Origin of the sequence: Blochmannia endosymbiont of Camponotus sp. C-003 (assembly GCF_023585685.1) — a bacterium.
Lineage (GTDB): Bacteria > Pseudomonadota > Gammaproteobacteria > Enterobacterales > Enterobacteriaceae > Blochmanniella.
The window spans coordinates 606,247-619,014 of sequence record NZ_CP097764.1 but is presented as its reverse complement, the minus strand read 5'-3'; the positions used below and the strand labels follow the sequence as shown (position 1 = coordinate 619,014).

9 protein-coding genes and 1 tRNA gene are annotated in these 12,768 nt (G+C 28.7%); 6 read left to right on the top strand and 4 right to left on the bottom strand.

Features of this window, described 5'->3' with window-relative positions:
• Positions 1–24: 24 nt before the first annotated feature.
• Complete coding sequence (locus M9397_RS02600) at positions 25–435, top strand: Hsp20 family protein (protein ID WP_250226832.1); 411 nt, start codon at positions 25–27, stop codon at positions 433–435.
• A 145-nt stretch (positions 436–580) separates the two neighbouring features.
• Here M9397_RS02600 and M9397_RS02595 read toward each other — a convergent pair whose 3' ends face one another.
• Positions 581–1,588: an AI-2E family transporter gene (locus M9397_RS02595; protein WP_250226831.1), complete on the bottom strand. Its 1,008-nt coding sequence runs from the start codon at positions 1,586–1,588 to the stop codon at positions 581–583.
• 432 nt (positions 1,589–2,020) lie between these two features.
• Here M9397_RS02595 and glyQ point away from each other — a divergent pair, with 432 nt between their 5' ends.
• Together glyQ and glyS are read left to right on the top strand one after the other, a co-directional pair.
• The gene (gene glyQ, locus M9397_RS02590) at positions 2,021–2,935 is read left to right on the top strand and encodes a glycine--tRNA ligase subunit alpha (RefSeq protein ID WP_250226830.1); all 915 of its coding nucleotides are present in this window, start codon (positions 2,021–2,023) and stop codon (positions 2,933–2,935) included.
• Positions 2,936–2,958: 23 nt separating this feature from the next.
• Complete coding sequence (gene glyS, locus M9397_RS02585) at positions 2,959–5,043, top strand: glycine--tRNA ligase subunit beta (protein ID WP_250259641.1); 2,085 nt, start codon at positions 2,959–2,961, stop codon at positions 5,041–5,043.
• 171 nt (positions 5,044–5,214) lie between these two features.
• On the opposite strand, the gene M9397_RS02580 is transcribed toward glyS, so the two are convergent.
• Positions 5,215–5,832, bottom strand: coding sequence for a Fe-Mn family superoxide dismutase (locus M9397_RS02580; protein ID WP_250226828.1), 618 nt, complete (start codon positions 5,830–5,832; stop codon positions 5,215–5,217).
• Positions 5,833–6,167: 335 nt separating this feature from the next.
• On the opposite strand from M9397_RS02580, the gene M9397_RS02575 reads away from it, so the two are divergent.
• Positions 6,168–6,242 (top strand) — tRNA-Pro (locus tag M9397_RS02575).
• Positions 6,243–6,457: 215 nt separating this feature from the next.
• Positions 6,458–8,542, top strand: a complete 2,085-nt coding sequence (locus M9397_RS02570; RefSeq protein WP_250226827.1) for a M3 family metallopeptidase — start codon at positions 6,458–6,460, stop codon at positions 8,540–8,542.
• Positions 8,543–8,688: 146 nt separating this feature from the next.
• Here M9397_RS02570 and M9397_RS02565 read toward each other — a convergent pair whose 3' ends face one another.
• The gene (locus M9397_RS02565; RefSeq protein ID WP_250226826.1) at positions 8,689–10,311 is read right to left on the bottom strand and encodes an inorganic phosphate transporter; all 1,623 of its coding nucleotides are present in this window, start codon (positions 10,309–10,311) and stop codon (positions 8,689–8,691) included.
• A 353-nt stretch (positions 10,312–10,664) separates the two neighbouring features.
• Here M9397_RS02565 and ubiA point away from each other — a divergent pair, with 353 nt between their 5' ends.
• A complete protein-coding gene (gene ubiA, locus M9397_RS02560; RefSeq protein ID WP_250226825.1) occupies positions 10,665–11,537 on the top strand; it encodes a 4-hydroxybenzoate octaprenyltransferase in 873 nt (290 codons plus the stop codon).
• Positions 11,538–11,777: 240 nt separating this feature from the next.
• On the opposite strand, the gene zur is transcribed toward ubiA, so the two are convergent.
• On the bottom strand, positions 11,778–12,251 hold the full coding sequence (gene zur, locus M9397_RS02555; protein ID WP_250226824.1) for a zinc uptake transcriptional repressor Zur: 474 nt from the start codon (positions 12,249–12,251) through the stop codon (positions 11,778–11,780).
• Positions 12,252–12,768 lie beyond the last annotated feature (517 nt).

The window sequence follows — 12,768 nt, the reverse complement described above, 5'->3', positions numbered from 1 at the left end:
ATCACTTGATTAGGAGTGCTGTATATGCGTAATTTCGATTTTTCGCCGTTGTATGGTTCTGTCATTGGATTTGATAGATTAGTTAATTTTTTGGAGATCGGGCAAAGTAATGGAAGTTATCCACCTTATAATGTTGAATTAGTTAGTGAACACAAATATTGTATTTCTATTGTAGTAGCTGGTTTTACGAATAGTGAATTGGATATTACAATGCATGATAATATGTTAGTAGTTAAAGGGATACATATTGATTCCCATCAAAATTCTAAAAATTATTTGTATCAGGGTATTACTGAGCATGATTTTGAAAGAAAATTTCAATTAGCCGAACATATTCAAATAACAGGTGCAAATCTGGAGTATGGAATTCTTTACATACATTTGGAAAGAATATTACCAGATACATTAAAACCAAGGCGTATAGAAATTAAATAGTGATAAATTTAATTCTTAATGTAATGTAAGAATCAAACCGGGCTTTATTAATTAAATATACGGATAGAGTTCGGTTTGATTTTATAGTTTCCGATATTTAATCAATAAATTAGTTGATTATGTGAATGAGTTTAACACTAAAATATCAAATTATTTTTTTCGAACGTAATTCATTTTTTAAATAGGCATAAAAAATTGGAGCTGCTATTAGGCCTTCTAATCCGAATATTGATTCTAGCAAAATCATTGCAAGTATTAGTTCCCAAGGGTTAGCATTGATTTTATTTCCAACAATTTCGGCATTCAAAAAATATTCTAATTTGTGAATTAATATTAAATAAATAAGCATCATTAATCCAATGCTTAACGAGATAGATAAAGCAGCGATAGTAATCATAATATTGGAAATAAGATTACCAATGATTGGTAGCATACCCAAAACAAAAGTAATGATGATTAAAGTCTTTCCTAATGGTAAAGATTGTCCAATTAATGGTAATAAAACAAAAATTATAATGGATGTTAACAGTGTATTTACGGAAGAAATTTTAATTTGAGCAAAAACAATATTGCGAAATGCTCTAGAAAGATTATATATACGTTCTGATAATTGAATAATGAAAAATGTATCATGAGTATAATATTTTGTAGATTTAGAGCAAGATACTAAAATACCAACCACTACTCCTACTAGTAAGGTAATAAATCCGTGTAGAAAAGTGTGTCCCATATTTCGGATAAGAATTGAGTTTGATTCGATCCAAGTAAATATTTGATCTTTTAGTTCTTCGGTAGTATTTGGTAAAAAAGAAGGTAAAAAATCAGGAAGTCTTTTTTTAAAATCAGAAAAAATTCTATTAATTTCAATGGAAATACTAATTTTATTGATATCTTCTGTAAAAAAATTGGTGCAGTTAATAACTCCTATGACTATAACAATAGTTATGTTTATAACAATAAATGCTACTGAAATCCAACGAGCACGACTGATTCCAATAAATCGTTCAAAGTAAGATGCAAGAGATACTATAATTTCATAAGTTAAAAATCCAGAAAAAAAACAAGGAAATAAACCCAATGGTATTACGGTAATGATAAAAATAAACATTATTAGATAAGAAATTATTATGATCGGTGTTTCTTGAGAAATCATTTTATACCCTAATGCGTGTAGATTTCTGAAATATGTAATGTCTTATCAAGATTAAGAATAAAACTACATGTTCATAATATATGAATGTGAATTTTTATTTTGTTGTATAGCATATTTATAATGATCGATGTAGAATGAATTTGTTTTAAGCAACTGATTTAAAAATCATCTCATTATTATATATATGAATATATAATACCTAATATTAAATAGATATAAAAATATTAATATTGATGTTTTTGATGTCCTATATATATCAATATATATTGATTTTTAATTTAAGATGTTTTGCATTACATGATAGAAATTATTTTCTGTAATTATAACTTTAAGTTTTGTTATATTATAAATGTCATCAACAATAATGAAATGAATATTTATTGTTATAAGTAGATGTGCAATCAAAATGATTTTTTAAATAGATAAGATAAAATGTACGATAACAATGATACAAAAACCTTTCAAGGACTAATACGAACATTAGAAAGTTATTGGGAAAGTTATGGTTGTATTATAGTTCAACCATTAGATATAGAAGTTGGGGCCGCTACTTCGCATCCCATGACTTTTTTTAATGCTATTGGTCCAGAGCCTATTGCTCTCTCTTATGTTCAGGTATCTCGCCGGCCAATGGATAGTCGGTATGGTCAAAATCCCAATAGATTGCAACAATATTATCAGTTCCAAATAATTATAAAGCCTTCTCCAAAAAATATGCTGCAATTATATTTAGATTCTTTAAAAGAACTTGGATTAAATCATATAAAAAATGATATTTTTTTTGTTGAAGATAATTGGGAAAACCCTACGCTTGGGGCATGGGGATTAGGTTGGGAGGTTTGGTTGAATGGTATGGAAATAACACAAATTACTTATTTTCAACAAATGGGTGGATTAGAATGTAGACCTGTTACTGGAGAAATAACCTATGGTTTAGAACGTTTATCTTTATTCTTGCAAGGGGTCAATCGTGTTTATGATTTGATTTGGAGTCATAGTGTATTAGGACCTGTTACGTATGGAGATTTATTCTATCAAAATGAATTAGAACAATCAATTTATAATTGTGAACATACGGATATTAAATTTTTGTTTAAAATTTTTAGTCAATATGAAAATGAGATAAAATATTTGATTACTATGACGCAACCATTACTTATGCCCGCATATGAACGAGTTTTAAAAGCAATACATATTTTTAATTTATTAGATGCTAGGAAAGTAATTTCCATTACAGAAAGAAAAAATTATATTTTACGTATTCGTAAATTATCAAAAATGATAGCAGAATCTTACTATATATCTCGCAGAAAATTAGGATTTCCTATGTGTATAAAGAAATTATAATATAATGCAAGGATAATTTTATAATGAAAGTATATACTTTTTTAGTAGAGGTTGGTACTGAGTCGTTGCCATCTAAAATTTTAAAAAGATTAGGAAAAGATTTTTTTTATCAGATTGTTAATGAGTTTAAAAAAAGTAATTTTTTTTGTGATAAAGTGAAGTGGTTTGCATCTTCGTGTCGCTTAGCGGTAAAGGCTAATATAACAGTAAGAAGTGACTTCAATACTAATATAGAATGTGTTAATCAATCAGATACTAGTGATATGTATGATAAATGTATTAAAAATGCAGATACTCAAATTAATCATATAGTTAATAATATGAATGTCAAAAGTATTTTGCACACCGATAATTTTCAAAAAATATTGGCATACGATGAAAATATAGCAACGCATAAAAATTTAAAATATTTATTATGTAAAATAGTTAATTCCTCCTTAGAAAAATTAAATGATTATGAAATGATGCGTTGGAGCGATATAGATATTCCATTTGTTCGGCCCGTCCGTACTATGACTATATTGTTAGATACATATCTTGTTCCGGGTTGTTTTTTCGGTATAAAAACAGATCGAATATTATATGGTAATAGATGTATGGAAGAGAATAAAATTACTCTTGAACATGCAGATCATTATCCAGATATTTTGACTAAAGATGGTTGGGTAATAGCAGATTATGATGTACGTAAAAATATAATATGTTCAGAAATAGAAAAAGAGGCTAGAAAACTTGGGGGAATTGTAGATGCTCAGAGTGTAGAGAGTTTGTTAGAAGAAGTTACTTCTTTAGTAGAATGGCCTGTAATTCTTTCTGGTCAATTTAATAATAAATTTTTAGTATTACCATGTGAGGTAATACTTCATATTATGAAATACGATCAAAAGTATTTTCCTGTATACGATGTTACAGGTGGAGTTTTATTACCGTATTTTATTTTTGTATCAAATACGATTTCAGATAACTACGAACAAATTATTGCTGGACACGAAAATGTGATAACTCCACGTTTAATGGATGCAGAGTTTTTTTTAATGCAAGATAACAAATGTCGTTTAGAAGATTATATACCTAAATTAAATGCTGTTTTATTTCATAGCAGACTTGGTACTTTGCGTGATAAAAGTTGGCGTATAGAAACATTATCCGGATGGATAGCTGAAAAAATAGGTATAGATATAGAACAAACGAAACGCGCTGGGCGTTTGTGTAAGTGTGATTTGATGAGTAATATGGTATCTGAATTTCCTTCAACTCAAGGAACTATTGGTATGTATTATGCTCGTCGTGATGGTGAATTGGAAGAAATAGCATTAGCGCAAAAGGAACATTATCAACCTCGTTTTTCTGAAGATACATTACCTACCACTCATATTTCTTGTGTTATATCTATTGCAGATAAAATAGATACTATATCAGGTATATTTGGAGTTAAAGAATTACCAAAAGGAAACAGAGATCCGTTTGCTTTAAAGAGATCTGCAGTTGGAATTTTACGTATTCTTATATATAAAAAATTACCAATAAATTTATGTGATCTAATAAAAAAGTCAGTACAATTATATGGTTCTCAATTAATTAATGCGACAGCTATTAATGATATTTATGATTTTATGTATAATCGTTTGTTTTCGTGGTATTCTTTGAGAGGTTACAAATTAGATGTTATAAAATCAGTTTTAAGTATTAAATCTGATAGCATAGTAGATATCGATGACCGGATAAAAGCAGTCACTGATTTTTGTAGATTACAAAAAGAGAAGAATGTTAAATTGAATTTAATTTATAAACGCATATCTCATATGTTATTAAAACATCAGATATCTTATGATGATGTGCAATATTTTTTGTTAAAAAAGCCAGAAGAAATAAGTTTAGCCATGGAGGTAATTTCGATTGAAAAAAGACTGCAGGTATTGTGCGCACAACATCGTTATTATGATGCATTAATTGTTGTTGTAACGATATCAAATGCGGTGAATGCATTTTTTGATAATGTTATGATTATGGATGAAAATGAAGAGATAAGAATCAATCGATTAACTTTATTAAATAAAGTTAAAAATTTATTTTTGAAGGTGTCGGATATTTCTTTATTAAATGTTTAACTGTATATTTATGTGTGTATTTTTTAATTTCAGTTAGCTCGTTAATAATTTTTTACGAGCTAACTGAAATTATGATCAATGGTACTTCGTAAACTTGTTTGTGTTTAGAATGCCATCAAATTTGACATGTGTATATAAAACTCATATCTTTTAGTTTAATTAATAACTATTTTATACTTGATTGAATTGCTCGTGTACTTCATCCCAGTTCACTATACTCCAAAATGATCTAATATACTCTAATCGCCGATTTTGATATTTTAAGTAATAGGCATGTTCCCATACATCTAGACCAAGAATTGGGTGTCCATTTGTTCCGGAAATATCTGTTCCCATTAATGGGTTATCTTGATTAGCAGTAGATACTATAGATAAAATATTATTTTGTTTTATAAGCCATACCCAACCAGATCCAAAACGACTAATGGCGGTTTTTTCAAAATGATCTTTAAAAGAAGAGATACTTGAAAAGTTATATTCTATTGCATCTTTTAATGATCCTTGAAGTACAGTATTTTTTTTAAGATACTTCCAAAAAAGGCTATGATTGATATGTCCTCCGGCATTATTACGTAATATAGTTTTTTTGTGATTAGGTAAATGATTTAATTGTTTTATTAATTCTATAACAGATAGATTAGAAAATTCAGGTAAATCAATTAGCGCTGCATTAGCGTTATCAATGTATGCTTGGTGGTGTTTTGTATGATGAATCTCCATAGTTTTTTCATCAAAAAATGGCTCTAAAGCATCATATGAGTAAGTTAAAGAAGGTAATATAAAACTCATAATTAAAATTTCTCCATAATAATGTAAATAGTAAGACTATTAATTCTAAGCATAATTTAGATTATACATTTGTTAGATAATAATGTATACGAATAGATTATTTATTAATAAATGTATGCAAATTATTTATATTATTTAATATGATGTTTGTGTATATTTCAACTTTTGATAAAACATGATAAAATAAATATTTTAATTTAGATATCTGTTTAGTGGTATTCTTATTGATAAAATCGTATTAGTAAATTCTAAATTTTGTTGTGGTTGATTGTGTCAATAAAATCAGAATATTTATGTTGAATCGCGAGTTATATGCAACCATACTTATAACACGACGGTGAGTAGCGTAGTTTGGTTAGCGCAATACGTTCGGGACGTATAGGTCGAAGGTTCAAATCCTTCCTCACCGATATAAAATAATGATGTATTTTATTGAATTTTACGTAAATTGATAAACAGTAAAATGATTGTAAATGATGCGTCAATAAAGACCTATTTAATTAAATAAATAAGTTTACAGATAATATCTGGATGTATGTATAACCTGTTTATGTATATGATTTTAATACAACGTGAGATTTCAAAATTGGCTATACGATAGCTATAATTTTTTAAGGTTTGTTTTATGGATAATAATCCGTTGTTAAGCTATTCTATATTTCCTCCGTTTTCCTCTATTAAGGTAAGCCATATAAAAGAGGCTGTGCGAACAGTATTGACTCATTGTTATAATACGGTAGAGCAGATTGCATCTGAGAAACGTATTACTTGGGACACGTTATATTATCCGTTGATGATTGCAGAAAATGAGTTGCAACGCACTTGGTCTCCGATAACGCATTTAAATTCTGTGCAACATAATTTAGAATTACGTAAAGTTTATGAAGAAAGTTTACCACTTATTTCTGAATATAGAAATTGGGTCAATCAACATTATGGATTGTATAGATCGTATCAATTATTACGACATGGAGATGCTTATCAACAGTTAAGTTCAATACAAAAAAAAGTGTTAAATAATATTTTACGTAATTTTAAATTATCAGGAATTTATTTGTCTCCACAGAATAAAAAGATATATGCATATATAACCTCTAAATTATCCCGATTAAGTTCAAATTATGCCAATAATGTATTTGACGCAACGTTAGGTTGGAATAAGTTAGTTACTGAAAAAAAAATATTATCCGGAATACCAGATCATATATTAGAGATTGCTCGTGCAGCAGCACAAGTTCGTGGAAAAAAAGGATGGTTATTTACATTGCAATATCCTAGTTATTCTTCAGTTTTGTTATATTGTGATACCCGAGAACTGAGAGAAGAACTATATTGGGCTTTTAATACTCGTGCTTCTGATCAAGGACCTAATAGCGGAAAATGGGATAATACTTTGGTAATGGATGAAATTCTTGCATTACGCTATGAGTTAGCACAAATTTTGGGATTTAGTACTTATCTTGAAAAATCTTTAGCAAACAGAATGATACAAAGCCCAAAGCAAGTATTTGATTTTCTTATAAACCTATCCGACCAGATACGCCCTTACGAATATAAAGAATTTTTAGAAACACAAAATTTTGCTAAAAATAAATGTTCTTGTATATCTTTATATCCATGGGATGTTGCATATTATAGAGAGAAACAGAAACAGTATCTTTTTTCTATTAAAAATGAAGAACTACGTTATTATTTTACTGAAAAAACGGTACTTCATGGAATGTTTTCAGTAGTGAATCGCATTTATGGAATCATTATTAAAGAACGTTATAACATAGAGAAATGGCATTCTGATGTACGATTTTTTGATATTTTTGACGAAGAAAATGAGTGGATAGGAGGATTTTATTTAGATATATACCTTAGAAATGATAAGAGAGAGGGTGCTTGGATGGATGAGTTAGTGAGCATGATGTATCGGAATAATACTGCTAATCAAAAACCCATCGCATACTTAACTTGTAACTTTAATCGTTCAGAAAATCAAAAATCTTCATGTTTGCTGACGCATCATGATGTCATTACTTTATTTCATGAGTTTGGGCATGTACTACATCATATTATGACACGCATTGATATTCCAGAGATATCTGGAGTTAATGGGGTACCTTGGGATGTGGTAGAATTACCTAGTCAACTCATGGAAAAATTTTGCTGGGAACCTAATGTATTACAATTAATTTCCATGCATTGTCAAACACAAGAACCGTTACCTGATCATATAATAAATAACTTATTAAAAACAAAAACATACCAATCATCATCGTATCTTTTACGTCAAGTGATATATGGATTATTTGATTTACGAATACATCATGAATATATTCCGGGGGAAAAGAGGAGTGTATTAAAAATATTTAATGACGTAATAAAACAAATATCAACGTATCATTTTTCAATGGATTGGGATCGTTTTCCTCACTCTTTTTTACATACTTTTTCTAATGATTATTCTGCAGGGTATTATAGTTATTTATGGTCGGATATGTTGGCATCCAATGTTTGGTGTCGTTTTCAAGAATTAGGCATTCTTAATTCAAAAATAGGGAAATTGTTTCTTCATGATATTCTTGCGTTGGGGGGGTCCATTGACTTAAAAAAATGTCTTTCAAAATTTTGTAGTACACACACTATGACAGTAAAACCGATGCTAAGATATTATGGGTTCTCTGTTACTATTGATAATTCTATGTTAATAAAACGTGCATAATTTATTATATACACCATTTTAATTGTATGCAATTATTCTTAGATTAATCAGATAAATTGATGATAGAGGATGTTGTTTGGTTTTTTTGACAGATATCTTCAGTAGTTATGTGTAAGAAATCTAGAAGTTATTTATACTTTTTTGTTTTATATTTGAATGTATTTATGTAATAGTGTTAATGTAACCCAATAAAAACTTCCGCTTAATATAGTAGACACAGGTACAGTTAATGACCAAGTAATTAATATGTTTTTTATCGTCTTCCCTTGTACTCCCCATCCCCGAATTAGCATGCTCCCCGTAATGGATGAGGATAATACATGAGTAGTTGATACAGGCATTCCAACGTAACTTGCTGTGCCTATAGATATAGCTGTAGTTAATTGGGCTGATAAACCCTGCGCATAAGTCATCTCCTTTTTTCCTATTTTTTCCCCGATAGTAGTAGCAACTCGTTTCCACCCAATTACCGTACCTAAAGATAATGATAATGCAACAGCCAAAATGATCCAAGTTGGTGCGTATTCAATGGTGTTCAACAAATTTTTTTTTAAGTGTTTAAGGAAATTTTTATTTTCATACGAGGTTTCTGGGAGTACTATGATTTGATCTAAAACATCTACTACATAGATGAGTAATTGTCTCATTTGGGAACGTTGATCTACGTTTAATTGAGCATAATTATCCAAATTTTCAAGCAACAGTAAAGCGTTATTGATAATAGTAAGAGTTAATGATAAATCGTGGAAAATTTTTCTTAGTTGTATCTCTGTTTCTGAAGCAGATAGATATTTATTAAAATATGTTACGTTGTTATTTTTTATAAAAATTTGCGTAGAGTCTTTGATGGAAGGAACAATAACTTTTATTTGGTTTAATGCTATTGATATGGGCATAGATGTGATTTCTGATGGCATGATAGTTTTAAAATTATTATAGTGTTGAGTATAATATTTATAAACGTCATCCACGGCATTTCGAGTACGGGATATATCATGAGTACTAGCATGCATATTCAACATAAAGTTTGCTGGAGCTACTCCTATTAGCAGTAACATGATAAGACCAATTCCTTTTTGTCCATCGTTTGCGCCATGAGAAAAACTAACTCCAGCTGCAGATAAAATTAATATAATACGAGTCCATAATGATGGTTGAGGTTTTCCATATTCTTCTGCTTGTTGAGTTGGAGTGATATGAATGTTTTTATTTTTTTTGTTGCTGTTCCAGTATCTACATAATATTAACATAATTATTCTAGATAGCGTCAAACCTATTATTGGTGATATTATTAATGATAAAAAAATATTAATTAATTTTGGAATATTCAATCCTTGCACCATTGGACAGTGTGTAATAATTGCATGTGCTAATCCGATCCCAATTAATGTTCCGATTAGAGTGTGAGAACTAGAAGTAGGTAATCTGAAATACCATGTTCCAAGATTCCATAGTATCGCTGCAAATAATGTGGAAAAAATCATAGCTAAAATATGGTTAGTATTGGAATTCATAAAAAAATGAGTGGGAAGTAAATGGATAATTGTATATGCAACACTCAAACCACTTAGTGTTACGCCTAAGAAATTGAATATTCCTGACATTAACACCGCACTGTGAGAACGTAATGCGCAAGTGTAAATTACAGTGACTACAGAATTAGCAGTATCATGAAAACCATTAATAGCTTCATAAACACATACGAGAATCAATGCAAGAATCAACATAATGCTGATGTGTATTTCTAAGTTGAATAGAAAGTGTGACATAAGAAATACGCCATTATTAAAATGATAAAATTCGTATTATCTAAGAGAATCTATATAGAAAAAAAGAAAATTATATTTTTTTACGATGATCATATGTATACATGATATATTTCATTATTGTACGGTCATGTTGTTTGTAAAAATATTTCATGCTTGCTTCCTATTGTATATGACATAATATTTATTGGTTTGATAAATCGGCGATGGATACGATTGCGGTAATACGTAATTATTTCATGAAATATAAGTGAAATAAATATCCACAATGCCATTGTATATACTGTGATAACATTATCGATGATTGATATTGTTATTGGTAAAAAGTTACAATGATTATATTAATTACTAATTTTATGTCAAACGGGCTTTTTTTTATTAAAAAGTGCTATAATCTAGCACAGTTAATGCGCATTAATCAACCTATTGGGTTTTTTCTATTACTATGGCCTACTTTATGGGGGTTGTGGTTGTCACATCAAGGTATCCCCGATAAAGGGATTTTGATAGTGTTTGTTGTCGGCGTATTGTGTATGCGTTCTTCAGGTTGTATCATAAATGATTATGTTGATTACGATATTGATAGTCGTGTTCAACGTACTAAAATGCGTCCTTTATCATCTGGGAGGATCACAAAAAAGGAGGCATTAGTGGTATTAGTGATACTTCTTTTTATTGCATTCATATTGGTTCTAAGTTTTAATGTTATTACTATCTTGTTATCTGTAGTAGCATTGATATTGTCTTGGATATATCCTTATCTTAAAAGATACACCTATTTTCCTCAATTAATGTTAGGAATATTATTTAGTTGGCCTATTTTAATGACGTTTACCGCAATTAATAGTCCTGTAAATAGTACTGCTTGGTTATTGTTTCTGATGAACACTGTATGGACAGTGGTGTATGATACACAATATGCTATGATAGATCGAGAGGATGATATATGTGTGGGAGTAAAGTCATCTGCTGTGTTTTTTGGAGACATGGATAAATTTGCAATAGGAATGTTTCAGTTGTGTATTATATTTATATTGGGAATTATTGGATGGAAAGAACGATTTACTGTAGCATTTTATTTTTTTTCATTATTTGGTGTCATCGTATTATTTACGTGGCAACAAATATTGCTTAATAAAAGAAAACGAATGAAATATTTTCAGGCTTTTTTGAGTAATAATTATGTAGGTATGTTAGTGTTTATAGGTATTGCTTCAAGTTTCTATTAATTTACAGATAATAGATTTTATTTTTTAAGAATAAGAGTGTATAGAATAAGTGTATGTACAAAGTAGCCTTACGAGTTTATGTGGATTCTAAAGTATTAAAATTTTAATTTAAGTTGATATTAATATACGGCGCAATTATGGATAAATTGTTAGTTTTAATTGATTTTTATTATTATAATATTAAAAATTAATGACGTATATATAAAATATTTGTATTAATTTTAGTACATATATAAATAATTAGGGTTTGTAATGTGAGTGCAACTTAATATTGATACATTTGGGACATAATCCGTGTGCTTCAATAATATTATTAAACATAGTAAATCCTGTGATTTGAGCCATGTTTTGTAAAATTTCTTCGATTCCTTTTGTTGTTTGTTCGGTAACTTGTTTGCAACTTTTACAAATAAAGAAAGCAAAATTATGTGATAATTCAAAAAAATAGTGGCATAACATAAAACTATTAGTAGATTCAACACGATGAATAAATCCTTGTGCTAACAGAAAGTTTAAAGCGCGATAAATAGTAGAAGGTTTTGCGTGGGGTAACGAAGATTGTCGTAGTAAATCTAGTAAATCATAAGCACTTATAGCTCCGTTGTATTGGGATATCAATCGTAAGACCGCCAAGCGTTGCGGTGTTAAACGTACACATCGTTGTTCGCACAGTTTTTTAATTTGAGTTAATATTTTTTGGATATTAGTATTCATACTGTTCCTTAAATTATTGATGATATAGTTATGTTATTGTCAATATAGGAGGTATAAATCAACAGTTATTTGATATATCCCTGAAAAAAAGATGATACTAAAAAGTAATTATAGTACATATAAAAATGTAGATTTATTAATTAATTGTGTCTTTTACGTTTATAGCATATAGTTTGCAGTAAATGAATAATAAATAATATTGAAAGATGGTTACGCATAATGATTTTATTTTTTATCTATAAAAAGATGTTTATGTACTGTATGTTTATACTATCATCGATTAAACTGTAAGTATTTTCATATTATATTAGTAAAAATATTGTATTATTAGATACAAAATGTATTTTAATTTCATTTTTAATATTTTAAACAATCCCAGTATACATAGGTATGATATTTGTATATATCATTTTATGATTGGCATTAGTTTAGTTATTTTGGGTGTTACACAGGTATTTGTAATGGTGGAAATATGGTTTTCATGTTTACAAATTTAGATATTTCTTGTTAATAAAAA

Excerpts from the sequence above, each read along its gene's own strand:
- M9397_RS02600 (WP_250226832.1), top strand. The coding sequence starts at position 25 with ATGCGTAATTTCGATTTTTCGCCGTTGTATGGTTCTGTCATTGGATTT.
- M9397_RS02595 (WP_250226831.1), bottom strand. The coding sequence starts at position 1,588 with ATGATTTCTCAAGAAACACCGATCATAATAATTTCTTATCTAATAATG.
- glyQ (WP_250226830.1), top strand. The coding sequence starts at position 2,021 with ATGTACGATAACAATGATACAAAAACCTTTCAAGGACTAATACGAACA.
- glyS (WP_250259641.1), top strand. The coding sequence starts at position 2,959 with ATGAAAGTATATACTTTTTTAGTAGAGGTTGGTACTGAGTCGTTGCCA.
- M9397_RS02580 (WP_250226828.1), bottom strand. The coding sequence starts at position 5,832 with ATGAGTTTTATATTACCTTCTTTAACTTACTCATATGATGCTTTAGAG.
- M9397_RS02570 (WP_250226827.1), top strand. The coding sequence starts at position 6,458 with ATGGATAATAATCCGTTGTTAAGCTATTCTATATTTCCTCCGTTTTCC.
- M9397_RS02565 (WP_250226826.1), bottom strand. The coding sequence starts at position 10,311 with ATGTCACACTTTCTATTCAACTTAGAAATACACATCAGCATTATGTTG.
- ubiA (WP_250226825.1), top strand. The coding sequence starts at position 10,665 with ATGTCAAACGGGCTTTTTTTTATTAAAAAGTGCTATAATCTAGCACAG.
- zur (WP_250226824.1), bottom strand. The coding sequence starts at position 12,251 with ATGAATACTAATATCCAAAAAATATTAACTCAAATTAAAAAACTGTGC.